A 24880-nucleotide genomic window follows, 5' to 3' on the forward strand; every position below is an offset into this window, starting at 1 on the left:
TTAAATTCCTTTTAATCTTAACCAAATATCAACCATTGCTTTATTAAAATCTTCGGTTTTAGGTTGGAATGGCTTCATGTTTAGTCGTTGATTTTCTTTAAAAAGTAGCATGCTAAATACAGAAGAATTAGGTTTTTTTTCATCTAATAAAGGATAACGCAAATCGTTATATTGATATTGGTTGTCCCCTATTTTATAAATGCTATAGTATTGATTACTAAACCATGCCAAATTTTTAATATCATTAAAATCTTCGGGTTTTAAATCACGTTGTTTTGGCAATTCAACAAAATTTAAAAATTTGTTCTTACTATCTAATAATGAGTAATATGACACATAATAAGAGATGTCCGATTCTGCAATACCATACCATAAAATATTATTAAAAATGGATGCTTGCGTACTAAATCGATAAATTTTTAAATTACTTTCTGTAATTGACTTTCTGAAAATAGTATCAACATATAACTTATTTATAATGGTTAAAATCATATAAACAGAACTCATCCCCAAACCTAACTTCAACCAAAATCGTCTTCTATTATTCGTTCTATTAAAAAACATTAAAACGATCATACAAACTAGAAATGGTAATGTATAAAGAGGGTCTACTACTGCTATGTTATTAAATGCGACTCTATAATTACTAAATGGTGCAAAAAGCTGTGTTCCGTATGGAGTAAAACAATCTAAAATAGGATGTGTAAATAGCGACCAAAAAAACAACAATATCCAACTTTTTAATGTGGTGGTTCCTATTCGTTTTCCCGAATTATATAATTTAAAAACCGCCCAACCTAAAATGAAAGCTGCTAAAATCGAAAATAAAATAGAATGCATAAAGCCTCTGTGAAAAAGCATTGCATCAATTTCATGATTGTATATGATATTTCCAATATAAACATCTAAGTCTGGTATAGTACCTCCTATGCCACCAAACAACAAGGCTTTATTACCTATTTTTTTTCCTAATACAGCTTCACCACAAGCAGCACCAAGAACAATTTGGGTTAATGAATCCATTAATTTTATAAATTGAAAAAACAAAAGTACACATTAAATCCATTTGCATAGATTCTTCTAAAATCGTAACATTACAAAACTAATTCTACACAATGCAAGACGACATCAATATTTCCAAAATAAAAATTGAAAACCAAAATATTATTGAAAACAATGAGCTTACTATTTGGGAAGCGTTAATTCCAGTTGTTATTTTAATGGGCATGTTGGCATATAACATCTTTTTTGTAGAAGGTCAACAATGGTTTGGTACCTACACCAACCAAATTATATTGTTACTTGGTGGATTAGTGGCGGCTATTGTTGGTTTTTTTAATAAAGTTGCTATTAAACGTATGCTTAAAGAGATATGGGAAAACTTAAAAAGTGTTTCCACTCCCATCATGATTTTATTTTTAGTGGGTGCGTTAGCTGGAACTTGGTTAATAAGCGGCGTTATCCCTGCCATGGTTTATTATGGGCTGCAAGTATTGAATCCATCTATATTTTTACCAGCTTCTGTTATTATTTGTGCTGTAATATCCATAGCTACGGGGAGTTCTTGGACTACCTCGGCAACCGTTGGTATTGCATTAATTGGTATTGGAACCGCTTTAGGAATTAATACAGGTATGATCGCTGGAGCAGTAATTTCAGGTGCTTATTTTGGAGATAAAATGTCTCCACTAAGCGACACAACTAACCTAGCACCTGCCATGGCTGGTACCGATTTGTTTACACACATTCGGTACATGACACTTACAACAGTACCTACACTTATTATAACACTTATTTTTTTCAGCATCATTAGTATGAATATTGAAACCTCAGGAAACGCCGATTTAAGCGACTTACTAACCACTATCTACACAACTTTTACCATAACACCATGGCTATTTATGGTGCCAGTTGTTGTTATCGCATTAATTCTTTTAAAAACGAAGCCCTTAATTGCCCTAAGTACCGGTGTTTTATTGGCAGCTGTTTTTGCATTTATCTTTCAATCTGACGTTTTAGCAAATTTATCCGAATCTAAATTTGGAGCAATAACTAGCTCTATATTTACAGAAACACAAATTACTACCGAAAACGAAAAATTAAACGACCTTTTTTCTGCTGGAGGTATGCAAGGTATGATATGGACCATCTTACTTATAACCTGTGCCATGATTTTTGGGGGTATTATGGATGCCATTGGTGCTTTAGCCCGAGTTACCAAAGAACTATTAAAGCTTGCTCATACTATTTTCGGACTCTTTGCAAGCACTGTTATTAGCTGTTTAGGGTTAAATGCTATTGCTTCCGATCAGTATTTAGCGATTGTGATTCCTGGTAAAATGTTTAAACAAGCCTATCAAGATCGTGGATTAGCACCTGAAAACTTAAGTAGAACTTTAGAAGATTCAGGCACCGTTACTTCTGTTTTAATTCCTTGGAATACTTGTGGTGCTTACCAAAGTGGCGTATTAGGAGTCGATACACTTCATTACGCCGGTTATGCCATATTTAACTGGTTGAGTCCGTTTATGACACTTCTATTTGCTGCCCTTAGTATAAAAATAAAAGAAGTGTCAAAAAAATAACTTACTATATATATTATATATACCAATTCGTTGTGAAGTTAACAATATATAACAAGCTATTTTATCAATTTAATAAAAATATCCCTTTAATTTAAAATCCATTTCTAATAGCTATTCCTCTATAAGTTTTACTAATTGATAAACTATTAAAACTTTAATAAGTAGTATTATGTTTGCATCAAAATAAATTATTAATTATTAAAAATTTCAATATGGCATTTGTAGGAAAAAAATTCCCTAATTTAAGCGTTAACGCAATGAACGATATGGGCGATACTTTTAAAGTAAACGTTTTTGAAGAAGCAGTTAACAATAAGAAAAAAGTAGTTTTATTTTGGTATCCAAAAGATTTCACTTTTGTTTGTCCAACAGAATTACACGCATTTCAAGCAGCTTTAAGCGAATTTGAAAAAAGAAACACCTTAGTTATTGGAGCCTCTTGCGATACCGCTGAAGTTCACTTTGCATGGTTAAGCGCAGCTAAAGATAACGGAGGTATTGAAGGCGTAACCTATCCATTATTAGCGGACTCTAATAGAAATTTAGCATCTACTTTAGGTATCTTAGACATTACAAACGAACAGTATAATGAAGAAACTGGAGTTGTAACCGTTGATGGTGATAATGTAACCTACAGAGCCACTTACATTATAGATGAAGAAGGAACTGTACAACACGAAAGTATCAACAACATGCCATTAGGAAGAAATGTGAACGAGTACTTACGTTTAATTGATGCGTTAACACACGTTCAAGAAAAAGGTGAAGTATGTCCTGCAAATTGGGAAGAAGGCAAACAAGCAATGCAAGCAAATGCTAAAGGAACAGCTGAATACCTTAAAGCACTTTCAAACTAATCTAAGATGGTTAAAGAATTAGAACAAGATAATTTAACAGAATTAATATCCAGTAACGATACCGTAATTGTGCAGTACTCTGCTAGCTGGTGTGGTAATTGTCGTATTATGAAGCCAAAATTCAAGAAGTTAGCAACAGAAAACGAAAATATAGCCTTTGTTATGGCTGATGCTGAAAAGTTTCCGGAATCTAGAAAATTGGCAACAGTAGATAACTTACCTACGTTTGCAACATTTAAAAACGGAACTTTTGTAAATCAGGTTCAAACAAATAAATTCGAAGTTTTAAAAGAATTAGTTGATGAAGTTACCAGTAATTAAGCATTTAACACAGTTTATTGAAGACAATGATGAAGATTTCATCATCGAAACTATTGAAACTTTAGAAGCATTAACGGAAGTACCATCTTTAAAAGATGAAGAATTAGATGTTATTGGAGAACTTATTTCCAACATGTATGGCGCTGTTGAAGTTAATAAAATGATTAAAGACGGTACACCTAAAAAAGAAGCTCTAAACAATTTTATGAGTCGCGTTTTAGGTTCTATAGATAAATAATCTAATTTATTTAAACCTATTTAAAAAGCCACTTTTCAATTAAGAAAAGTGGCTTTTTTATGTTTAAATAAATTTAATTAATTTAAATCAAAACGATCTAGATTCATCACTTTGTTCCATGCAGCGACAAAATCATTTACAAATTTTTCTTTTGAATCTTCACAAGCATAAACTTCTGCAATGGCACGTAACTCTGAATTCGAACCAAAAATTAAATCGGCACGTGTTCCTGTCCACTTAATCTCACCCGATTTCCTTTCACTTCCTGCAAAAACATTTTGAGAGTCGGTGGTCGCTTTCCATGTGGTTGTCATATCAAGTAAGTTCACAAAAAAGTCGTTAGTAAGTATTCCTGATTGTTTTGTAAATACGCCATGTTTTGATCCATCAAAATTGGTATTTAAAACCCTTAAACCACCTATCAGCACCGTCATTTCTGGTGCTGTTAGTGTTAATAATTGGGCTCTGTCAACAAGCATTTCTTCCGCCGAAGCATGGTTTGTTGCTTTATAATAATTACGAAAACCATCCGCTTTTGGTTCTAAAGCATCAAAAGCTTCCGCATCGGTTTGTGCTTCAGTAGCATCTGTTCTTCCTGGTGTAAAAGGAACTGTTGTATGATGACCAGCATCGTTAGCCGATTTTTCAACAGCTGCGCATCCACCTAATACAATCAAATCGGCCATAGACACTTTTTTACCAAAATTTTGTTGAATATTCATAAGTGTTTCTAACACCTTTGCGAGTTGAGTAGGATTATTAACTTCCCAGTTATTTTGAGGAGCTAATCTAATGCGTGCACCATTGGCACCACCGCGTTTGTCTGAACCTCTAAAAGTAGAAGCAGATGCCCAAGCTGTAGAAACTAATTCAGAAATAGTTAAACTGGATGCCAAAATAGCTGTTTTTAAATCGGCTATATCATTTGCGTTAATGATTTCATAATCTACCGTAGGAACAGGGTCTTGCCAAATAAGTACTTCTTTTGGGACTTCTGGACCTAAATATCGCGATATAGGCCCCATATCACGATGCGTTAATTTAAACCAAGCCCGTGAATAAGCATCAGCAAACTCTTCTGGGTTCTCTAAAAAGTGTCTAGATATTTTCTCATATATAGGATCCATTTTTAAAGAAAGATCGGTTGTTAACATAAAAGGAGCATGTTTTTTTTGAGGATCATGTGCGTCAGGTACTGTATCAGCTCCAGCATTATTTTTTGGTTTCCATTGGTGGGCTCCTGCAGGACTTTTAGTTAATTCCCACTCATACTCAAATAAATTTTCAAAAAAAGTATGGCTCCATTTCGTTGGTGTATTGGTCCACGCTCCTTCAATGCCACTAGTAATAGTATCAGCACCTTTACCTGTTCCAAAACTATTTTTCCACCCCAAACCTTGTTCTTCAATTCCAGCAGCAGCAGGTTCCGCAGCCACATATTTTTCAGGATCGGCCGCTCCGTGTGTTTTACCAAACGTATGGCCACCAGCAATAAGTGCTACTGTTTCATAATCGTTCATAGCCATACGTCCAAAAGTTTCTCTAATATAATGAGCAGACTCTACGGGATCTGGATTGGCATTATGGCCTTCAGGATTCACATAAATCAACCCCATATGTGCAGCCCCTAACGGATTTTCTAATTCCTTTTCAGCATAACGAGCTTCATTAGCGAGCCATTCGGTTTCAGACCCCCAATAAATATCTTCTTCTGGCTGCCATATATCTTCTCGACCGCCAGCAAAGCCAAACATTTTTAAACCCATAGATTCATGCGCACAGTTTCCTGTTAGTATCAACAAATCTGCCCAAGATAATTTCTTTCCGTATTTCTTTTTAATGGGCCATAATAACAAACGTGCTTTATCCAAATTGGCATTATCGGGCCAACTATTTAAAGGAGCAAAGCGTTGCGAACCCGAACCTGCACCACCGCGTCCATCGTGTATACGATAGGTACCAGCACTGTGCCATGCCATTCTAATAAAAAAGGGACCGTAATGTCCATAATCGGCTGGCCACCAATCTTGACTATTCGTCATTAATTCGTAAATATCCTTTTTTACAGCAGCTAAATCAAGGGATTTGAATGCTTCAGCATAATTAAAATCTTTTCCCATAGGATCGACCAGTGAAGAATTTTGACGAAGAATGTTCAATTTTAATTGATTGGGCCACCACTCATTATTAGTGGTTCCACCTCCTGCTGCTTGATTTAAATTACCATTTAAAAATGGACATTTTGCGCTTGACTCATTTACTTCCCAAGCGTTTCCACTTTGAGATCCGTTTGAATGATTATTGTTTTCCATGGTTTAAGATTTTAAAGTATTTCTGAATACTATAAAGTTAAGAATTAGTAGCACAAAAATCCCAGGACTCTATCTATATAAATTATATTATAATTGATAAAGTTTATTTATAGACATCTGTCATTACAAAAAACAATTGTCTTTCATTAATTTACACCCAGTGCTTATTATATAGAATCTTTATGTTTTGTATATATTAAATGATACGGAGTAAACTTTTAGTATATATGCTTGTGATACGCTTTATATACCCTGTTAATACGGGTGAACCTATTTCATGATATTTTTAAAATTGAACCCCTATCATATGGTTTTTATTATAAATAACACGTATACTCTGTATCTTTTGAGTCTTAAGAATAATCCTATAATCTCTATTCATACTTGGTTCATAATTCTTAAACCTAGGATAAGTTGGTAATTGGAGGCGTCCTAATAACAAAACGTACCATTTCTATACTTTAAAAATAACGAAAATTATGTATAAAAAAGTATTTATTCGATTTTAATTTATAAGTATATTACTGAATACAAGGGAGATGTATGTTTTAGGTGGTTCTTAAAAACGTTGTCTTCATTCTTTATAAAAGATGTTTAAAAGCATTCTACTATCAACCTCTACTTAACAAATATTGTGTTTACAAAAATCTTTTTTAAGAAAATCAATTCGACACGAAATATAGACTACATTAGTCGGCGTTTTTATAAAAACAATAAACTCATTAAATTAAGAACTTACCAGAAACTTTTTAAGCTAAATAAAATTAAAACATGTATACTCTTCTAGCTATTGCATTTATAATTGGCTATATTTTTATAGCTTTTGAACATCCTCTTAAAATAGATAAAGCCGCATCTGCCATTCTTACGGGGGTTATGTGTTGGGTTATTTTGGTGATAGGACAAGAAACAATCTTTCCCACTACGCCAGAAGCTCACTTTATTGATGAATCCATTTTGCACCATGTGGGTGAAATATCGCAAATCCTCTTTTTTCTATTAGGAGCCATGACGATTGTAGAATTGATTGACACCCATGGGGGTTTTGAAATTATTACTTCTAAAATTAAAACAACAAATAGAGTAAAATTACTGTGGATAATTGGTTGTGTTACCTTTGTTTTATCATCTGTTTTAGACAATTTAACCACTACCATTGTTATGGCCACATTGCTAAAAAAACTCATGAAGGATAAAGAGGATATTTGGTTTTTTGGAGGTATTGTCGTTATTGCGGCAAATGCAGGTGGTGCTTGGTCTCCTATTGGAGATGTTACTACCATTATGCTTTGGATTGGCGGACAAGTAACCGCTGTGAATATTATTAAAGAAGTATTGCTACCAAGTATTATTTGTTTAGCTGTACCACTTGTAGTTTTGTCTTTTATAAAAAAAGGCGTGATTGCAAAAACCACTCATTTAGACCATGACAACCACAAACAAATAGCGAGTTCTTTTGAAGCGTCGCTCATACTTTGGTTAGGCGTTACTGGCTTATTATTTGTACCAGTTTTTAAAACACTTACACACCTCCCTCCATTTATGGGCATCCTTTTGAGTTTGGGCGTGTTGTGGATTGTAACCGAAATTATTCATAAAAACAAACCCTTAGAACATCGTCAAAATTTATCGGTAGCACATGTTATTCGAAAAGTAGATACGCCAAGCGTGCTGTTTTTTTTAGGTATTTTATTGGCTGTGGCCAGTTTGCAAACTGGCGGGCTTTTAACAGAAGTGGCTAATTTATTAAACGACACTTTTGGTAATATTTATATAATTAATATTATAATAGGTTTAATTTCTTCTATTGTTGATAATGTTCCATTGGTAGCTGGTGCTATGGGGATGTATCCGTTGTCATTATACCCACAAAACCATGAGTTCTGGGAACTTTTAGCCTATTGTGCAGGTACTGGAGGAAGTACCTTAATTATTGGTTCGGCAGCAGGAGTTGCTATTATGGGTATTTTAAAAATAGACTTTTTATGGTATTTGAAAAAGATTAGTTGGTTGGCTATTATGGGGTATTTAGCAGGGGTTTTAACCTATTATCTTTTGAATATATAGTTTTCGTCATTGCGAGGTGCGAAGCAATCTCTTGAATCAAAACTAAAAGTTTATGCACTACTCACAATAAACAGATTGCTTCGTCGTGCCTCCTCGCAATGACCGAAAATATTATGTTCTAGTTATGAAAAAACAGGAACTCCTGGCTCTGACGAAATACATTTTCTAACCCTCATTGCAAGATGCGAAATAATCTCATAATGCAATACGTCATTGGGAGGCGCGAAGCAATCTCATGAATCAAAACAAAAAGTTTATACACAACTCACAATAAACAGATTGCTTCGTCGTGCCTCCTCGCAATGACCGAAAATATTATGCTCTAGTTATAAAAAAATAGAAACTCCTGGCCCTGACGAAATACACTTTCTAACCCTCATTGCAAGATGCGAAATAATCTCATAATGCAATACGTCATTGGGAGGCGCGAAGCAATCTCTTGAATCAAAACTAAAAGTTTATACACAACTCATAATAAACAGATTGCTTCGTCGTGCCTCCTCGCAATGACCGAAAATATTATGTTCTAGTTATAAAAAAATAGAAACTCCTGGCCCTGACGAAATACACTTCCTAACCCTCATTGCAAGATGCGAAATAATCTCATAATGCAATACGTCATTGCGAGGCACGAAGCAATTTCATGAATCAAAACAAAAAGTTTGTACACTACTCACAATAAACAGATTGCTTCGTCGTGCCTGCAATACGTCATTGCGAGGCACGAAGCAATCTCATGAATCAAAACTAAAAGTTTATACACAACTCACAATAAACAGATTGCTTCGTCGTGCCTCCTCGCAATGACCGAAAATATTATATTTTAGTATAAAAACAGGAATTTATCCCCATAACGATTACTTCATATACTTTCCCTTCTTACTTCCCTCATACATCACATATTTAACCAAACGTGCTTCCAATTTGGCGTTAAATAAATGTATTTTACGAGACGGTCGTAGTCCCACATGCTTTAACGCATCTAAGTTTGAGGTAATAAACCAAGCATCGGTACCCGGGTAACTTTGTTTTAGGGTATCTCCTATATTTTTGTAAAACTCTTCCATATCAATATTTAAACGCTCGCCGTATGGCGGGTTAAATACCATGTGTAATTTTTCGTCGCCACCTTTTTGGGTTTTAAAAAAGTCTTCATGTTTTACTTCTATAAAATCGTCTAATTGGGCATTTTTAACATTCTCAATGGCTTTAGTTACGGCACTGGGTGCTTTATCGTAGCCTATAATTTTATGATGGAAATCGCGGGTTTTACCAAGTAAGGAGGCTTCAATTTTTTCAAAAAGGTCTACATCCCAATCATTCCAACGCTCGAAGGCAAATTCTTTACGCATGAGGTTTGGAGGTATATTGCAAGCTATCATAGCCGCTTCAATAAGCATAGTACCACTACCACACATAGGGTCCATGAAATCGGTTTGTCCGTCCCAACCCGATAACAGAATCAACCCTGCTGCCAAAACTTCGTTTATAGGCGCTATATTGGTTGCTAATTTATAACCACGTTTATGTAAAGAATCTCCCGAAGAATCTAATGAAATGGTACACTGGTGCCTGTCTACATGTACATTAACTTTTAAGTCAGGAAACTTTAAATCGACATTGGGGCGTTCGCCAGTAGTATCACGAAACTTATCTACTATGGCATCTTTAGTTTTTTGTGCAATGTATAACGAATTCGTAAACAACTCAGAGTGTATGGTTGCATCTACAGCAATGGTTCCTGAAGGTTTTACATACTGCTCCCAAGGCATTTGGTAGAGTTTGTTATATAAATCTTGTTCGTTATTTACGGTAAATGAATTAATGGGTTTTAATATTTTTATAGCGGTACGTAACGCCAAATTGGCTTTATACATAAAGCCTTTATCACCCGAAAAAGACACACTTCTCACTCCTGTTTTAACGTCTTTTGCTCCTAGTTGTGTGAGTTCGTTTGCTAGTAATTCTTCAAAACCAAATAAGGTTTTGGCTAACATATTAAAATTTTCTTCCATTTTTTATCTCGAATAGATTGCAAAAATAACGTAATTTTGTGGTTAATTAACCAGCATTTGCTGATAATGGGTTAAGGATTGAAACGGCATCCTTTTTCCTCTCTGTCTCTACGAGACCTCTCTCTAAAGGAGAGAATGCCATTGCCAAGGTATTTACCTAGCGAAAAAGAGAAGGAAAAAGATATAGTGAAAAGCCTGACCCCCGATTTTTCTTCGGGGGTAACCCCAAAATAAAAATATGAATAAAGACTCAACTACTTGGTTTACTTCTTGGTTTGACACGCCATTTTACCACATTTTATACAAAGATAGAGATGATACCGAAGCACAACATTTTATGGATACGCTTACGGATTATTTGAACATTCCGGAAAATGGAAAAATACTGGATTTGGCTTGTGGCCGTGGTAGACATGCAGTGTACTTAAACTCTCTAGGCTTTGATGTTACAGGTGCCGATTTGAGCGAAAATAGCATTAGCTACGCCAAACAGTTTGAAAATGACACCTTACATTTTGATGTGCACGATATGTGTAAGCCTTACAACAAACCCTTTGATGCTATTTTTAATTTATTCACTAGTTTTGGGTATTTTGAGAAAGATGCATACAATTTACATACCATAAATGCAATTAAAACCGATTTAAATGAAACCGGATTTGGCGTTATAGATTTTATGAATAGTGAATTTGTTATAGACAATTTAGTGCCCGAAGAAGTAAAAACGGTTGATGGTATAAATTTCAACTTAAAACGTTATGTGAAGGATGGCTATATTGTAAAAAACATTAGCTTTACTGCCGATGGTGAAGATTTCGAGTTTCAAGAACGCGTTAGGGCTTTTACTTTAGCCGACTTTGAAGCGTTTTTTGAGCAAGCTGGTGTTTTTTTGTTAGATATTTTTGGCGATTATAAATTGCATAAATACAACGCCAAAACATCCGAGCGTTTAGTGATGATTTTTAAATAATATTAATTTAATTTTAAGCAGGTTTTATTTTAAATGAACAAATTTCTGTTTCCAATTCTGGCTGTTATTCTAGGCTTTATTTTAGCGAATGTTACTAAAAATCAAAAATCTTGGAATAACAAGCTACTGCTCTCTTTCAGTGGCTCGTTTTTATTAGCATTAACTCTTTTTGAATTACTTCCTGAAGTATACGAGCACTTAGACTCCAAACGTTCTGGGCTATTTATTATGTGCGGTATTATGCTCCAAATTGTATTGGAGTTGTTTTCTAAAGGTGCCGAACATGGGCATGTACACATCCATAAACACGCCACCGTTTTTCCATGGTCGTTGTTTATTAGTTTGTGTATTCATAGTTTTTTAGAAGGTTTTTCTATTCATGACCACAATGATATGGTTTACGGTATTTTGGTACATAAAATTCCTATTGCAACCTTAATCACCATGTTTTTACTTCAATCTAGTTATACTAAAACACAAATAGCCGGCTTTTTATTAGTTTTTGCTTTTATGACGCCTTTAGGCACTTATATAGGCAATACTTGGGAAGCTGTTGCGGCATATTCACAAATTATTAATGCTTTTGTTATAGGTATCTTTTTTCATATTTCTACCACCATTTTATTTGAAAGCGGCGAAGGGCATAAATTTAATTTATCTAAATTTATATCTATTGTTGTAGGTGTTGGAGTGGCATATTTGATTTGAGGCTTTAGACAAAATTATAAACTTTGAAGCCCTAAGCTTTGAAACTTTGAATCTTTTAAAAATGTTTTCAAAAGAAGAATCTAGATTATTACGTCAAGAATTTTGGACAAGTTTTGGGAAATCGTTTCCTAGAAAATGGATTTTGTACGACACGAAATTAAAAGGATTTAGTTTTAAATTTCATTTTGATACAAAAACAGCATTGGTGGCTATTGACTTGGAGGACGATTTAGAATTCCGAATAAAGTATTGGGAAAAACTGCTGGCTTTAAAATCAATTCTTTTAGACGATTTTTTACCTGAAGCTATTTTTGAAGAAGCTTATTTTCTTGAAAACGAAAAAGAAATTTCTAGAATTTACATACCCTTAGAACAAAAAGTCTCTATTCATAACAAAAATACTTGGCGTGATGTTATGGAATTCTTTAATGAAAAGATGAACTTATTTGAAGCTTTTTTTGAGGAGTATAAAGATGTGATTGAGGGTTGAAGCTTTAGGCAAAATTGTTAATTGTTAATTTTCAATCGCTTTTACCATTTCATAATCGTCCATTATAAAGCCATTGCCAATATCTGTAACTATTTCTTTGGTTTTAATAAATCCCATTTTTTTATAAGCAAGAATAGAAGAAGTATTAAACTTATTCACATGCAGTATTACTTTTTTCAGTTGGAATGAGTTCGTCAATTCCGTAACATATTGCATCGCTGCTTTTCCTATTTTCTTTCCACGATAATCATTTAACACATACAGTTTACTTAGAAATAGAAAATCAATTTCTTTTTTAACCCCTAGATAGCCTACAGGAATATTATTATAAGTGATACAAAAAAACAAAAATCCTTGATTAACTTGATCTTCTAATGCCTGCACTGAATTATATTTAATAAGCATATACTCAATTTGTTCTAAACTAATTATTGATATGTAATGCTCAAGCCAAATAATATCAGCCAGCTTTGAAATACTTTTAAAATCAGTTAAACTTAATGCTGGTTTTATTTTAATCATAAACTATTCCGTAAAAATCAATAATAAAATGAAAAACAATGAGATTCATGCTTTTGAAGGAATGAAAAAAAGATCAATTAAATAACATAAAAGAATATCATAAAAAAATGAAATACTGCGCCAGCAAGCACAAATAAATGCCAAATAACATGATTATAAGGAATTTTCTTTATCGCATAAAATATAATACCAACAGTATACGATAATCCACCAGCAAATAATAGCAATATACCATTACTCTCCATTTGTATTGAAAGGTTTGTGAAATCGAACACAATAAGCCACCCCATTACTAAATATAACAACGTTGAAAATATTTCGAACCTTCCCGTAAAGAACAGTTTTAAAATAACGCCAAAAAAAGCGATACCCCATACTATATAAAATAAGGTCCACCCTAAACTTTGGGGTAACGTAATTAATAATATAGGTGTATAAGTTCCCGCAATAAGAAAGTAAATACTAATGTGATCTACAATGCGGAAGTAATGTTTTTTAACTTCGTCTTTTACAGAATGAAATACCGTTGAAGCGGTAAACAAAGTAATAATAGAAATGCCATAAACAATAACACTAAATAAACTCCAATCCGTTTTATAGCTGTTGAAAATAATAAGAGAAACCAATCCTAAAACACCAAAAACAGCTCCAATGGCATGAGAAATGGCATTTAATAGCTCTTGAAATGGTGTTTGTTTATGAATGGACAACTTTTATTTTTTCTGCTTATCTAACCAAATTTCAGTTAATTCGTAAAAATTATATTCTTCTGCTGCTTTTTGTCTAACCAATAATCCATCTTTAAAACTGCGTTGTAATATATCTTCAATAAGATAATCTTCATATACATTTTTAGGGTCGAAAAGTTTTTTTAAGGAAATATCGAACATACTGGCGGTTGTATTGTACCAAAAGGCACGCCAACCACTTCGGAGTTCTTTAACGAGTCCAAACGTTGTTTTACCCGTTTGCCTATGTATTAACTTTACTAAAATTTGACCTTCGGTACGTGATAATTTTTTCAATTCATCAGAAAACTCGCCTTCAATATATTTTTGAATCATTTTAGTGTAACGTCGCTTCTCACTTGCTTTTTTCATCGACTCCAACCTTGTACTTAAAGAATCCAACCTTTCAGAAGCTAATTTGGCATAGGGATATACTTTAAGTGTTTTCCGGCGTAAGATCAAATACTTAATACGGTCTGCATTACTAGGAAATTTTAAATCGCCAAGTATATAAATAGGATTTAAATTGACTATAGTTTGAGGTACCGAATCGCCCTCAATAAACATGTATTGATATTCCGAAGCATCCTCATCATCATCTTTAGCTTGGGCAAAGAAAAAAATAGGACAAACTAAAAATAGATATATTATAAAATTCTTCATAAAAACATTGGAGCAATAATCTACCAAATTTAACAAATTACACTATTAAACCATTTTTTTTACCTATTTATTTTATTGATAAAAAAAATTCAGACGCAACCTAAGACAATTAAAATAATTATTAACTATATAAAACAATAATTATTTTAATTATGTTAGTTTGTATTTAATATTATTAATTTAGTGCAAAACTTTAATAAAAGACGATGAAGAGCATTTTAAACAAAAAGTCTATGGACTTTTTAGAATCATATTTAAACAATGCAGCGCCTACAGGATATGAATGGACTGGGCAAAAACTGTGGATGGATTACTTAAAACCTTATGTTGATGAGTTTATTACAGATACCTATGGTACAGCTGTAGGCATTATAAACCCGAAAGCAAAATATAAAGTTGTTATTGAAGGCCATGCAGATGAAATTTCTTGGTATGTGAATTATATTTCGGATAACGGATTGATTTATGTTATTAGAAATGGTGGAAGCGATCACCAAATAGCGCCGAGTAAGGTTGTAAATATTCACACAAAAAATGGCATTGTAAAAGGTGTTTTTGGTTGGCCAGCCATCCACACAAGAGACAAATCGAATGAAGAAGCTCCTAAACCTGATAATATTTTTATCGATTGCGGTTGTAAAACCAAAGAAGATGTTGAAACATTAGGTGTACATGTTGGTTGCGTTATCACCTACCCAGATGAATTCCATATTTTAAACGGTGATAAATTTGTATGTCGTGCATTAGATAACCGCATGGGTGGTTTTATGATTGCCGAAGTGGCTCGTTTATTAAAAGAAAATAAAAAAACATTGCCTTTCGGACTTTACATTGTTAATGCTGTACAAGAAGAAATTGGTTTACGTGGTGCCGAAATGATTACGCAAACCATTAAACCCAATGTGGCTATTGTTACCGATGTTACTCACGATACCACTACACCCATGATTGAAAAGAAATCACAAGGCGATTTAGAAATGGGTAAAGGCCCAGTAATTGCTTATGCACCCGCGGTACAACAAAAGCTTCGTGATTTAATTACAGATACGGCCGAAGCTAAAAAAATACCATTTCAACGCAACGCTTTGTCGCGTGCAACAGGTACTGATACCGATGCTTTTGCTTATAGTAATGGCGGTGTTGCTTCTGCTTTAATTTCATTACCACTTCGCTACATGCACACCACTGTAGAAATGGTACATAGAGAAGATGTAGAAAACGTTATAAAACTTATTTACGAAAGTTTACTTAATATAGAAGAGGGAGAAACCTTTAGTTATTTTAAATAATTTTTAATTTAAACGTCATTGCGAAGAGGTACGACGAAGCAATCTGTTGGTTCTTTGTTCCATACTAAACTTTAGAATAAGTTTCATAAGATTGCTTCGCTCTTTTTCTAGTAAAAAAGCTCGTAATGACGTTTCATAATTCTTTATGGACGAATACATAGACATTGTAGATAAGCAAGGAAACCCCACAGGAAAATCGGAACTAAAATCAATAGTTCACCAAAAAGGATATTTCCACCATACGTCACATGTTTGGTTTTACACTAAAAATGGAGAGGTGTTATTATCACAACGTTCAGCAAAAAAAACTATTTGTCCGCTTATGTGGGATGTGTCAGTTGCAGGACATATAGATGCAGGTGAAACTCCTAAACAAGCTGCCATTAGAGAAGCTGAGGAAGAAATAGGCCTCATAATTTCAGAAAATAAATTACAATCTATTGGTGTTTTCGAATGTTTTCAAACTTATGATAATGGTATGGTAGATAATGAATTTCACAACACCTTTATTGCCGAAATTTCAGTCCCGCTTTCAAAATTAACACTCCAAGAAGAAGAGGTTGAAGCTTTAAAATTTGTTACGCTAGATGCCTTTAAAAAACTAATAAAAAATATTGGGGAAGATAATCACTTTGTGCCTTCTAATAAAGCTTATTACGAGTTGGTGTGGCAAAATATTATAAAAAAAACAGCTTAATTCAACCACATGAATCTACTCATTTTTGCCATTGCTCCTATTTTTATTGTTATCTTCTATATCTATTTAAAAGATAAATATGAGAAAGAGCCTAAACGTTTATTATTATATAATTTTTTATTAGGTGCCATCGTTAGCATTCTTATTACAATCATTATGTACTATGGTTTTAATATATTCCTCCCTATTACTGATCAAACTAGTGTTTTACAACAATTTATAAAAGCATTTTTTGTAGTTGGTTTTACCGAGGAGTTAAGTAAATACCTTATAGTTCTTTATTACTCACAAACTCATAACGAATTTGATGAACCTTTTGACGGGATTGTTTACGCTGTTATGGTATCGATGGGTTTTGCTGCAACCGAAAATATTTTTTATGTGCTAGAAGGCGGAATAACAACAGCTTTTTTAAGAGCATTAACAGCAGTACCTGCACATGCTACTTTTGGAGTATTAATGGGTTACTTTATGGGGAAGGCTAAATTTTCGAAGAATAAAATTATTCTAAATTTAGCAGGCTTATTACTCGCTATATTATTTCATGGCACCTACGACTTTTTCTTATTTATAGATTTCATTCCTGGTGTTTGGATAGGAGCCTTTATTTCGCTATTTATTGGTGTTCTATTATCTAGAAAAGCCATAAAAAGTCATCAATTAAACTCTAATTTTAAAGTTTAATACTTATAAATCTTATAAAAATGGATGTTTCAAAAGAATTAATAAAAGCTACAAACTTACTTTTAGAAATAGCATCACTACTCATGGTTTCTGGAGCCAATACAATAAGAGTCAATTTGAGCATCAATAGATTTGCTGCTGGGTTAAATTTTAAAACCTCATGCTTTATAAGTCATAAAAGTATTATTATGACATTATATCAAGAAGATTCTACTCTAAGCTGTACAAGAGTAAAAAACATTCCACCACATGCTATCAATTTTTCTATCATTTCAGCCATTAGTAAAGCCAGTTGGGGTGCCATAAACGAAAACTGGACACTTAAACAAATTTCTAATGAAATTGAAAAAATAAGAACCCAAAAAAGATATTCGAAACTAACCGTTCTTATAGCTGTAAGTTTTGCCGGTGCTGGTTTTTGCAATATTTTTAAAGGTGATTATTTAAACATGCTTGTGGCATTTATTAGTACATTTATTGGACTACTGGTTTTTCAGTTAACCCATAAAGAAAAGTTCAATGTATATATCCGTATATTTTTTAGTTCTTTTATAGCCTCGCTATGTGCAGGAATTGGCATTATTTATAATATTGGTGCGAACCCTCAAACAGCTTTAGCTACATCTATTTTATTCTTAGTTCCTGGTGTTGCACTCATTAATTCATTCACCGATTTATTAGATAATAATATAATAAATGGTATGGTACGTTTTACAACAGGACTTATGACCGTACTTGCCATTGCGCTAGGTTTATTTATAACCATGCTAATTTTTCAATTAAACTGATATGATGGAAATAATCTTGAAATTATTAGAAGTTGCTGCTTGGTCTGGAGTGGCTGCTATAGGTTTTGGAATACTTTTTAACATTCCAAAAGGAACCATTATTACTGTTTTTATTTTAGGGTTTACTGCTGGCTTAATTAAATTTACCCTCTTAAAATTTAATCTAAACATTGTATTGTCCACTTTTATTGCCGTGCTTTTTGTGGCTGTAGTTAGTATGCCCATTTCTCATAAAATACATCATCCTCCAGTGGTTTTTTGCATTCCACCTGTAATACCTATGATTCCAGGTTACTTTGCTTATGAAACCGTTTTATCTGTTATGAATTTTATTTTTATAGAAAAAGATATTGTTAAAAGAATAGCTCTTATAGATTCTATTTTTTATAATGGATTTACCATGTTTTTTATATTAATTTCAATAACTGCTGGGATTTCGTTACCTATGCTTTTATTGAGAAAAAGTACGGTTAAAAAGATTGATTTAGCATGAAATTAAATCTATAAAAAAAAGCAAACCAAATGGCTTGCTTTTTTTATATAGAAATTCTTGTATTAGCAGAAATTTATTAAATGTGTAAAGCTCTATCGTCTGTTGCCGCTAAAGCAGCTTCTTTAATGGCTTCTGTAAATGTTGGATGTGCATGACTCATGCGCGATACATCTTCAGCCGATGCTCTAAATTCCATAGCAACAACAGCTTCTGCAATCATATCTGCTGCACGTGCACCAATCATGTGTACGCCTAAAATTTCATCTGTTTTCTTATCTGCTAAAATTTTAACGAAACCATCCAAATCCATACTTGCTCTACTTCTACCTAAAGCACGCATAGGAAAAGAACCTACTTTGTATTCTACTCCAGCATCTTTCAATTGCTCTTCGGTTTGACCTACAGCAGCAACTTCTGGCCAAGTGTAAACAACACCCGGAATTAAGTTATAATCGATATGTGGTTTTTGTCCAGCTAAGGTTTCAGCAACAAACACGCCTTCTTCCTCTGCTTTGTGAGCTAACATAGCTCCTTTTACCACATCTCCTATTGCGTAAATGTTTGATGCACTTGTTTGTAAATGATTGTTAACTTCAATTTGGCCTCTATCAGTTAATTTTACGCCCGCTGCGTCAGCATTCAAGCCATCGGTATACGGACGACGACCAACAGCTACTAAGCAATAATCACCTTTAAACTCAATTTCTTCTCCTTTTTTATTGTCGGCTTTCACAATGACTTCATCACCTACACGCTCAACCGATTTCACTTTATGAGATATGTTAATACTAAATTTTTGTTTCTTCAATACTTTATTAAGTTCTTTTGAAAGACCAGAATCCATCGTTGGAATGATACGATCCATAAACTCAACTACAGATACTTCAGCACCTAAACGTTTGTAAACTTGGCCTAATTCTAAACCAATAACACCACCACCAATAACAATTAGATGTTTTGGTATTTCTTTAAGTTTTAAAGCTTCGGTAGATGTTATGATACGTTCTTTATCAATATTTATAAAGGGCAGACTTGAAGGTTTACTTCCAGTTGCTATAATCGTGTTTTTAGCTTCAATTTCAATAGTTTCTTCACCAGAAATTGTAATATGAGTTGCATCTTTAAAGCTTCCTAAACCTTGATAGACATCAATGTTATTCTTCTTCATTAAAAAATCAATACCACCAGTTGTTTGGTCTACCACAGCTTGTTTACGGGCAATCATTTTTTCAAGGTTCACTTTAATGTCTCCAGGAATTTCGATACCATGTTCTTCAAAATGCTTGATGGCATCTTCATAATGGTGAGAAGAGTCTAAAAGTGCTTTACTTGGAATACAACCTACGTTTAAGCAAGTACCGCCAAGAGAATTGTACTTTTCTATAATGGCTGTTTTCATGCCCAATTGTGCGCAACGAATGGCTGCCACATAGCCTCCAGGTCCTGAGCCAATAATGGCTACATCGTATGAATTCATATTATATTATTGAAGTTCGTTTATAAAAATTTGAATACAAAAATACAAATGTTTTGCGGTAAGACAATAAAAAAGAAATCTTAAATAACAGTAATTACTATTTATATTACATTCAAAATAATACCCGTTACAGATGAGAATCTTTTAAACCGACTCATTTTATTTCAACAATTATTTATTCGTTTTTATATCATTAAGTATCCAATCTAACTCAGGATCTTTATGCTGTTTTCGATCTTCAATAGTAGGAACAATAGCAACATCTGGTATGATGCCATAACCATTTGGAATTTGTTTATAAGGCGCTTCAATTTGCATTAATCCTATTCTTATGTTTAATTTAGAGTTTGGCATTTCGTAAATTTTATAAATACCAGCAACACAACCGTTATAAGCGCCACCAGTTTCTTCTCCTACAAAAACAGCTCTTTTATTAGCTTTCAAATGAGTTGACAGCAACGACGATGCTGAGAAAGAATTCCCATTAGTTATGACATACAATAATCCCTTATAATTTAATTCTTTAGGTTCTTTTTCTTTTGAAAACCTGAATTTATAATAAATTTTACCATCACTTTTATTTGTTTTCATCAAGTTTTGAGCGATAATAAACGGAGAAAGGACAACAGTTGATGCTTTAACTATAAACGGCGTAGTGTTGCTCATTAAAGATTTAAAATAAGGCAAACGGCTGTTTACTTCACTTTCTTCAACTAACTTATAATTCTTGTTCGTTAAAAAAGAATAGAGATAATCTATTTCTGCGATTCTTCCTCCTCCATTATCACGTAAATCCAAAATAAGATGTTCAGTTTTTAGTGAATCCAGTTTCTTGAAACTTTCTTTATAAAACTTCTTGTAATTACCATTAGTAAAGCTTCTCATTTTCATGTATGCAACTACACTATCTTTTCCTATGAAATCAAAATTTCGAGTATACTCTTTTTTGGCTTCTATAAAACCTCGCTTTCTATTTTCTTTACGCTTCTTTTTGGCTGCCAAACGGTTTTGACGCTTTTCTTCCTTACTCATTTTTAGAGGTATTATTGGAGCAATGGAATCGTTGTTTTTGGATTTTTCAGCTTTTAAAATACGTCTAAACGTTTTTGTAAACAGCGAATCTTTTTGTTTAAACTCAATGTCAAGACTGTCTAAAAAACCTTTGTCTTTGTAATAATACGTAGAAAAATGATTGCCCACGGCCCTGTTGTACAAGGTTTGATTATATCCATCAGAAGAAAATAGACTTTTGTATAGTTGAACTAAGTTTGTGGCAGTATCACCTTCAATTTTAAAAACTTCGTTTCCAATAACGGTTGAATCGTTTCCTTTGGTACCTACTACCCAAAGTTTGTTATCTAGATATTCAAATTCTAAATCATAAAATTCAAATTTTCGTTTCATTAATGCTTTTTTCTCTTTTTTTGTGAAACGCTTGCTTACCGAACCTACCGATATATGCCCTTGTTTTATTTGAGCCACCACAGGTGCCAATTTTTTATAAAACTCGCGTGATGGTATTGCAATTGTTATCGCTTTTTTTAAACTATCGAACTTAAAGTCTAAAATTTCCTTACTAGTATATTCATACAATTTGGGATGGTGTTTTTTTAATTGATTATAAACCTTATCGACATCACTTCTTAAACTCTCAACAGTGTGTAACTTTGTAATTTGCTCGTTATGTTTTTTAATGTTTCCGCAAGACACGAAAAACATTAAAACAACAAGAAACAGGAATTGTTTTTTCATACACTATACTACTATTTTAAGCTCTTGTAAATTACTCGTATTTTAATCAATCCAAAAAGGATTTAAATTTATTTAACGTTTCAATAAAAAGGAATGTGAGTCTAAAAATAAATTTATGTAGTTTTGTGGTCGATGCAAAAAAAAATAAACATACAAAACAAAAAAGCACGCTTTCTATATGAAATTTTAGATAAGTATACCGCTGGTATTGTACTAACGGGTACCGAAATAAAATCGATTAGAAGCAGTAAAGCCTCAATCGCAGAAAGTTTTTGTGAGTTTAATGAAAAAGGAGAGCTTTTTGTAATTAATGCCACCATTGAAGAATATGCTTTTGGTAATTATTACAACCACCGTCCAAAAGCGGAACGGAAATTGCTTCTAAATAAGCGAGAACTTAAAAAATTACATAAAGAAGTTCAAAACTCGGGGCTTACTATTATTCCGCTGCGTTTGTTTATTAATGAAAAAGGTTATGCCAAAATGGACATTGCTTTAGCTAAAGGTAAAAAGCTTTTTGATAAACGAGAAACCATAAAAGACCGCGATAGTAAACGCGATTTAGACCGTATAAAGAAAAACTTTAAATAAATTACTAATATACATATAGGTAACTAATCTGTTTAAAAATGATAAAAAAATTGCTCCTACTGGTTTTAATTTCTTTTGTATCTGTAAACATACAATCTCAAGAAAAAGGTAAAGATGCGGCCAAAGATTATACGGAGAACGTATTAACTATAGACAGTACTATCAATTCTTTATATGCAGTTATTTCGGGTGAAAAGGGCAAAAAAAGAGATTGGACACTTTTTAAATTTTTATTTCACCCAGATGGCAAATTAATTACTTCGGGCAAAAATAATGAAAGAGCATTTCAAATACGCTATATGAAACCAGACGATTATGTTAAAAGTTCTGGGAAATGGATAGTAGATAATGGTTTTATTGAAAAAGAAATTCACAGAACAGTTGATGCTTTTGGTAACATGGCACATGTGTTTAGCACATTTGAATCGTTTCACAGTAAAACTGATGAGGAACCTTTTATGCGAGGTATTAACAGTATCCAATTACTTAACGACGGTAAACGCTGGTGGATAATTAATGTGTTTTGGGATAACGAAAACCGAAGAAACCCAATACCTAGAAATTATTTACCGAAATAAAAACGTTAGTTGGTTAGTCGTTTTTTATTAAGTTGTGTGGATTAAACAACTCCACACAACTTAACAATTAATTCTTATCCTCTAACAATGGCACAAAACGGAATTCACCAAACTCGTGTTGTTCAAATTCTTTGATATCTTTTCTAATAAAAAGTGTCATAATTTGCACATCATCTCCAACAGGTATTACCAACCTACCACCTATTTTTAACTGACTTAATAAGGGCTTAGGCACAAAAGGTGCACCAGCCGTTACTATAATACTATCAAAAGGTGCTTGTTCTTTTAGGCCTTTATAACCATCTCCAAAAATAAGCTTCTTTGCGCGGTATCCTAATTTGGGTAAGAAATGATTCGTTTTTTTAAACAGCTCAAGTTGACGTTCTATACTATATACTTTAGCCCCTAATTCGCATAAAACAGCTGTTTGGTAACCGCTTCCTGTACCTATTTCTAGAATTTTATCTTCTTTTTTTACTTGCAATAATTCGGTTTGAAAAGCCACGGTATAAGGTTGCGAAATGGTTTGGTCTGCCGCAATAGGAAATGCTTTATCTTGATAGGCATGATCTAAAAAACCAGAATCCATAAACAAATGCCTAGGTATATTACCAATAGCCTTTAAAACGGCTTCATTTTTTATTCCTTTGTTTACTAATACATTAACTAACTGCTGGCGTAATCCTTTATGCTTAAAAGTATCTTTCAATGTTGGTTTGGTTTGAAGGTTAAAATTACTCAAACATTTTAAGCTTAAAAAGTTTAAATAGAAATTAATTTTATGTTGTTTTTAATCTGTTAATTACAAATTAAATATGACTACAATTTTCATAAAAGTATTTAAACGTGAGATGAACAAGACTTTTAGCAAATAGGCCCGCGTTAGGGGTTGAAGCAAGCTACCATGTAGCGCGGAAAACCCGACCCGAAGGGGAACGCACTAATATTTTTTTAACTAAAATTTCGTGTATAATAGTCAAATTCATGTTCTAAATATCTTATTTTTGTTGAAAACGTAACATATGATGCTAAAAGCTGGAGTACTTGGTGCTGGCCACCTTGGAAAAATTCATTTAAGACTTCTTAAACAATCTGATAAATATGAGCTTGTTGGTTTTTATGATGCCGATGAAAACAACGGCAAAAAAGTAGAAGCTGAATTTGGATATAAATTTTTCAATTCTATTGATGCTCTTATTGATGCTGTAGATATGGTAGATATTGTAACGCCTACCCTATCGCATTACGATTGTGCCAAAAAAGCTATTGCAAAAGGAAAACATATTTTTATTGAAAAACCTATAACAAATACCGTTGAAGAAGCTGAACATATTAGAGAACTTCTTGCTGAAAATAACCTGAGAGGGCAAGTTGGCCATGTAGAACGGTTTAACCCAGCATATTTAGCGGTGAAAGATGAGATAAAATCACCCATGTTTATAGAATCACACCGCTTAGCGGAATTTAACCCGCGTGGTACCGATGTGCCTGTGGTATTGGATTTAATGATTCATGACATTGACATTATTTTAAGTGTTGTAAAATCGAAAGTAAAAAACATTAGCGCTAGTGGTGTGGCAGTAATTAGTAACTCGCCCGATATTGCGAACGCGCGTATTGAATTTGAAAACGGCTGTGTTGCCAATCTCACTGCTAGTAGAATTTCACTTAAAAAGATGCGTAAAGCACGTTTTTTTCAAAAGGATGCCTACATTTCAGTCGATTTTTTAGATAAAAAATGTGAAGTAGTAAAAATGAAAGATGCTCCTGAAAGTCCCGGTGATTTTGATATGGTGCTTCAAAATGCTGAAGGCGATAAAAAGCAAATTTATTTTGATAATCCACATGTAGCAAATAACAACTCCATTCTCGATGAATTAGAAGCTTTTGCTGATGCTATTAATACAAATACATCACCAGTAGTGACGCTTCAGGATGGCACAGAGGCTTTGCGTGTTGCTACGCAGATTATTAATTGTTTTGATCCCATCCTTAATCCTTCCCAAAAGGAAGGAAACTCTAATGAGTAAAATTTGTAATTAAACTAAATTATAG

General features: G+C 33.3%; 25 protein-coding genes. 16 read left to right on the forward strand and 9 right to left on the reverse strand.

The window, feature by feature from the left end; all coding sequences use genetic code 11:
- Positions 1-1023, reverse strand: coding sequence for a metal-dependent hydrolase (locus QLS71_RS17150; RefSeq protein WP_308992010.1), 1023 nt, complete (start codon positions 1021-1023; stop codon positions 1-3).
- Positions 1024-1115: 92 nt separating this feature from the next.
- Here QLS71_RS17150 and nhaC point away from each other — a divergent pair, with 92 nt between their 5' ends.
- The 4 genes from nhaC to QLS71_RS17170 all read left to right on the forward strand — a co-directional run bounded on the left by nhaC (position 1116) and on the right by QLS71_RS17170 (position 4001).
- A complete protein-coding gene (gene nhaC / locus QLS71_RS17155) occupies positions 1116-2585 on the forward strand; it encodes a Na+/H+ antiporter NhaC (RefSeq protein ID WP_308992011.1) in 1470 nt (489 codons plus the stop codon).
- 212 nt (positions 2586-2797) lie between these two features.
- The gene (locus QLS71_RS17160; protein ID WP_308992012.1) at positions 2798-3442 is read left to right on the forward strand and encodes a peroxiredoxin; all 645 of its coding nucleotides are present in this window, start codon (positions 2798-2800) and stop codon (positions 3440-3442) included.
- Between the two features lie 6 nt (positions 3443-3448).
- A complete protein-coding gene (locus QLS71_RS17165) occupies positions 3449-3763 on the forward strand; it encodes a thioredoxin family protein (RefSeq protein ID WP_308992013.1) in 315 nt (104 codons plus the stop codon).
- Positions 3744-4001, forward strand: coding sequence for a hypothetical protein (locus QLS71_RS17170; RefSeq protein WP_308992014.1), 258 nt, complete (start codon positions 3744-3746; stop codon positions 3999-4001). Before QLS71_RS17165 ends, QLS71_RS17170 begins: the two co-directional genes overlap by 20 nt.
- 77 nt (positions 4002-4078) lie before the next feature.
- Here QLS71_RS17170 and katG read toward each other — a convergent pair whose 3' ends face one another.
- Positions 4079-6313, reverse strand: coding sequence for a catalase/peroxidase HPI (gene katG / locus QLS71_RS17175; protein ID WP_308992015.1), 2235 nt, complete (start codon positions 6311-6313; stop codon positions 4079-4081).
- 771 nt (positions 6314-7084) lie between these two features.
- On the opposite strand from katG, the gene nhaD reads away from it, so the two are divergent.
- Positions 7085-8380 (forward strand): sodium:proton antiporter NhaD, encoded by a 1296-nt coding sequence (gene nhaD, locus QLS71_RS17180; RefSeq protein WP_308992016.1) that lies wholly within the window; start codon positions 7085-7087, stop codon positions 8378-8380.
- An 857-nt stretch (positions 8381-9237) separates the two neighbouring features.
- Here the strand turns inward: nhaD and QLS71_RS17185 are convergent.
- Positions 9238-10395 (reverse strand): THUMP domain-containing protein, encoded by a 1158-nt coding sequence (locus QLS71_RS17185; RefSeq protein WP_308992017.1) that lies wholly within the window; start codon positions 10393-10395, stop codon positions 9238-9240.
- 238 nt (positions 10396-10633) lie between these two features.
- On the opposite strand from QLS71_RS17185, the gene QLS71_RS17190 reads away from it, so the two are divergent.
- The 3 genes from QLS71_RS17190 (at position 10634) to QLS71_RS17200 (ending at position 12563) form a co-directional block, all read left to right on the forward strand.
- Positions 10634-11365 (forward strand): class I SAM-dependent methyltransferase, encoded by a 732-nt coding sequence (locus tag QLS71_RS17190; protein WP_308992018.1) that lies wholly within the window; start codon positions 10634-10636, stop codon positions 11363-11365.
- Positions 11366-11398: 33 nt separating this feature from the next.
- A complete protein-coding gene (locus tag QLS71_RS17195) occupies positions 11399-12073 on the forward strand; it encodes a ZIP family metal transporter (RefSeq protein WP_308992019.1) in 675 nt (224 codons plus the stop codon).
- Positions 12074-12134: 61 nt separating this feature from the next.
- The gene (locus QLS71_RS17200; protein ID WP_308992020.1) at positions 12135-12563 is read left to right on the forward strand and encodes a DUF4268 domain-containing protein; all 429 of its coding nucleotides are present in this window, start codon (positions 12135-12137) and stop codon (positions 12561-12563) included.
- A gap of 24 nt (positions 12564-12587) precedes the next feature.
- Here the strand turns inward: QLS71_RS17200 and QLS71_RS17205 are convergent, their stop codons facing one another.
- From QLS71_RS17205 to QLS71_RS17215, 3 genes are all read right to left on the reverse strand, one after another.
- The gene (locus QLS71_RS17205) at positions 12588-13085 is read right to left on the reverse strand and encodes a GNAT family N-acetyltransferase (RefSeq protein ID WP_308992021.1); all 498 of its coding nucleotides are present in this window, start codon (positions 13083-13085) and stop codon (positions 12588-12590) included.
- 77 nt (positions 13086-13162) lie between these two features.
- Positions 13163-13789: a hemolysin III family protein gene (locus tag QLS71_RS17210; RefSeq protein WP_308992095.1), complete on the reverse strand. Its 627-nt coding sequence runs from the start codon at positions 13787-13789 to the stop codon at positions 13163-13165.
- A gap of 9 nt (positions 13790-13798) precedes the next feature.
- Positions 13799-14476, reverse strand: a complete 678-nt coding sequence (locus QLS71_RS17215; RefSeq protein WP_308992022.1) for a DUF4294 domain-containing protein — start codon at positions 14474-14476, stop codon at positions 13799-13801.
- A 206-nt stretch (positions 14477-14682) separates the two neighbouring features.
- Between QLS71_RS17215 and QLS71_RS17220 the strand changes: the two genes are divergently transcribed.
- From QLS71_RS17220 to QLS71_RS17240, 5 genes are all read left to right on the forward strand, one after another.
- On the forward strand, positions 14683-15765 hold the full coding sequence (locus QLS71_RS17220) for a M42 family metallopeptidase (RefSeq protein WP_308992023.1): 1083 nt from the start codon (positions 14683-14685) through the stop codon (positions 15763-15765).
- Positions 15766-15910: 145 nt separating this feature from the next.
- Positions 15911-16462: an NUDIX domain-containing protein gene (locus QLS71_RS17225; protein ID WP_308992024.1), complete on the forward strand. Its 552-nt coding sequence runs from the start codon at positions 15911-15913 to the stop codon at positions 16460-16462.
- 9 nt (positions 16463-16471) lie between these two features.
- Entirely contained in the window at positions 16472-17146 is a 675-nt protein-coding gene (locus QLS71_RS17230; RefSeq protein WP_308992025.1) for a PrsW family glutamic-type intramembrane protease, read from the forward strand.
- A gap of 20 nt (positions 17147-17166) precedes the next feature.
- Positions 17167-17934 (forward strand): threonine/serine exporter family protein, encoded by a 768-nt coding sequence (locus QLS71_RS17235; RefSeq protein ID WP_308992026.1) that lies wholly within the window; start codon positions 17167-17169, stop codon positions 17932-17934.
- Position 17935: 1 nt separating this feature from the next.
- Complete coding sequence (locus tag QLS71_RS17240; protein ID WP_308992027.1) at positions 17936-18427, forward strand: threonine/serine exporter family protein; 492 nt, start codon at positions 17936-17938, stop codon at positions 18425-18427.
- A 76-nt stretch (positions 18428-18503) separates the two neighbouring features.
- Here QLS71_RS17240 and lpdA read toward each other — a convergent pair whose 3' ends face one another.
- Positions 18504-19904 carry a dihydrolipoyl dehydrogenase gene (gene lpdA / locus QLS71_RS17245; RefSeq protein ID WP_308992028.1) on the reverse strand — a complete coding sequence of 467 codons (1401 nt, stop codon included), beginning with the start codon at positions 19902-19904 and terminating at the stop codon, positions 18504-18506.
- Between the two features lie 171 nt (positions 19905-20075).
- Positions 20076-21656: a S41 family peptidase gene (locus tag QLS71_RS17250; protein ID WP_308992029.1), complete on the reverse strand. Its 1581-nt coding sequence runs from the start codon at positions 21654-21656 to the stop codon at positions 20076-20078.
- 132 nt (positions 21657-21788) lie between these two features.
- Between QLS71_RS17250 and smpB the strand changes: the two genes are divergently transcribed.
- Together smpB and QLS71_RS17260 are read left to right on the forward strand one after the other, a co-directional pair.
- Complete coding sequence (gene smpB, locus QLS71_RS17255) at positions 21789-22247, forward strand: SsrA-binding protein SmpB (protein ID WP_308992030.1); 459 nt, start codon at positions 21789-21791, stop codon at positions 22245-22247.
- 38 nt (positions 22248-22285) lie between these two features.
- Positions 22286-22825, forward strand: coding sequence for a hypothetical protein (locus tag QLS71_RS17260; RefSeq protein WP_308992031.1), 540 nt, complete (start codon positions 22286-22288; stop codon positions 22823-22825).
- Between the two features lie 67 nt (positions 22826-22892).
- On the opposite strand, the gene QLS71_RS17265 is transcribed toward QLS71_RS17260, so the two are convergent.
- On the reverse strand, positions 22893-23534 hold the full coding sequence (locus QLS71_RS17265; RefSeq protein ID WP_308992096.1) for a protein-L-isoaspartate(D-aspartate) O-methyltransferase: 642 nt from the start codon (positions 23532-23534) through the stop codon (positions 22893-22895).
- 316 nt (positions 23535-23850) lie between these two features.
- Here QLS71_RS17265 and QLS71_RS17270 point away from each other — a divergent pair, with 316 nt between their 5' ends.
- Positions 23851-24855 carry a Gfo/Idh/MocA family oxidoreductase gene (locus tag QLS71_RS17270; protein ID WP_308992097.1) on the forward strand — a complete coding sequence of 335 codons (1005 nt, stop codon included), beginning with the start codon at positions 23851-23853 and terminating at the stop codon, positions 24853-24855.
- Positions 24856-24880: the final 25 nt, after the last annotated feature.

This window comes from Mariniflexile litorale (assembly GCF_031128465.2).
Lineage (GTDB): Bacteria > Bacteroidota > Bacteroidia > Flavobacteriales > Flavobacteriaceae > Mariniflexile > Mariniflexile litorale.

Excerpts from the sequence above, each read along its gene's own strand:
- nhaD (WP_308992016.1), top strand. The coding sequence starts at position 7,085 with ATGTATACTCTTCTAGCTATTGCATTTATAATTGGCTATATTTTTATA.
- QLS71_RS17160 (WP_308992012.1), top strand. The coding sequence starts at position 2,798 with ATGGCATTTGTAGGAAAAAAATTCCCTAATTTAAGCGTTAACGCAATG.
- QLS71_RS17165 (WP_308992013.1), top strand. The coding sequence starts at position 3,449 with ATGGTTAAAGAATTAGAACAAGATAATTTAACAGAATTAATATCCAGT.
- QLS71_RS17225 (WP_308992024.1), top strand. The coding sequence starts at position 15,911 with ATGGACGAATACATAGACATTGTAGATAAGCAAGGAAACCCCACAGGA.
- QLS71_RS17240 (WP_308992027.1), top strand. The coding sequence starts at position 17,936 with ATGATGGAAATAATCTTGAAATTATTAGAAGTTGCTGCTTGGTCTGGA.
- QLS71_RS17205 (WP_308992021.1), bottom strand. The coding sequence starts at position 13,085 with ATGATTAAAATAAAACCAGCATTAAGTTTAACTGATTTTAAAAGTATT.
- QLS71_RS17260 (WP_308992031.1), top strand. The coding sequence starts at position 22,286 with ATGATAAAAAAATTGCTCCTACTGGTTTTAATTTCTTTTGTATCTGTA.
- QLS71_RS17215 (WP_308992022.1), bottom strand. The coding sequence starts at position 14,476 with ATGAAGAATTTTATAATATATCTATTTTTAGTTTGTCCTATTTTTTTC.
- QLS71_RS17200 (WP_308992020.1), top strand. The coding sequence starts at position 12,135 with ATGTTTTCAAAAGAAGAATCTAGATTATTACGTCAAGAATTTTGGACA.
- QLS71_RS17270 (WP_308992097.1), top strand. The coding sequence starts at position 23,851 with ATGCTAAAAGCTGGAGTACTTGGTGCTGGCCACCTTGGAAAAATTCAT.
- QLS71_RS17235 (WP_308992026.1), top strand. The coding sequence starts at position 17,167 with ATGGATGTTTCAAAAGAATTAATAAAAGCTACAAACTTACTTTTAGAA.
- QLS71_RS17195 (WP_308992019.1), top strand. The coding sequence starts at position 11,399 with ATGAACAAATTTCTGTTTCCAATTCTGGCTGTTATTCTAGGCTTTATT.
- smpB (WP_308992030.1), top strand. The coding sequence starts at position 21,789 with ATGCAAAAAAAAATAAACATACAAAACAAAAAAGCACGCTTTCTATAT.
- QLS71_RS17220 (WP_308992023.1), top strand. The coding sequence starts at position 14,683 with ATGAAGAGCATTTTAAACAAAAAGTCTATGGACTTTTTAGAATCATAT.
- QLS71_RS17190 (WP_308992018.1), top strand. The coding sequence starts at position 10,634 with ATGAATAAAGACTCAACTACTTGGTTTACTTCTTGGTTTGACACGCCA.
- QLS71_RS17250 (WP_308992029.1), bottom strand. The coding sequence starts at position 21,656 with ATGAAAAAACAATTCCTGTTTCTTGTTGTTTTAATGTTTTTCGTGTCT.
- nhaC (WP_308992011.1), top strand. The coding sequence starts at position 1,116 with ATGCAAGACGACATCAATATTTCCAAAATAAAAATTGAAAACCAAAAT.
- QLS71_RS17150 (WP_308992010.1), bottom strand. The coding sequence starts at position 1,023 with ATGGATTCATTAACCCAAATTGTTCTTGGTGCTGCTTGTGGTGAAGCT.
- QLS71_RS17170 (WP_308992014.1), top strand. The coding sequence starts at position 3,744 with ATGAAGTTACCAGTAATTAAGCATTTAACACAGTTTATTGAAGACAAT.
- lpdA (WP_308992028.1), bottom strand. The coding sequence starts at position 19,904 with ATGAATTCATACGATGTAGCCATTATTGGCTCAGGACCTGGAGGCTAT.
- QLS71_RS17230 (WP_308992025.1), top strand. The coding sequence starts at position 16,472 with ATGAATCTACTCATTTTTGCCATTGCTCCTATTTTTATTGTTATCTTC.
- QLS71_RS17185 (WP_308992017.1), bottom strand. The coding sequence starts at position 10,395 with ATGGAAGAAAATTTTAATATGTTAGCCAAAACCTTATTTGGTTTTGAA.
- katG (WP_308992015.1), bottom strand. The coding sequence starts at position 6,313 with ATGGAAAACAATAATCATTCAAACGGATCTCAAAGTGGAAACGCTTGG.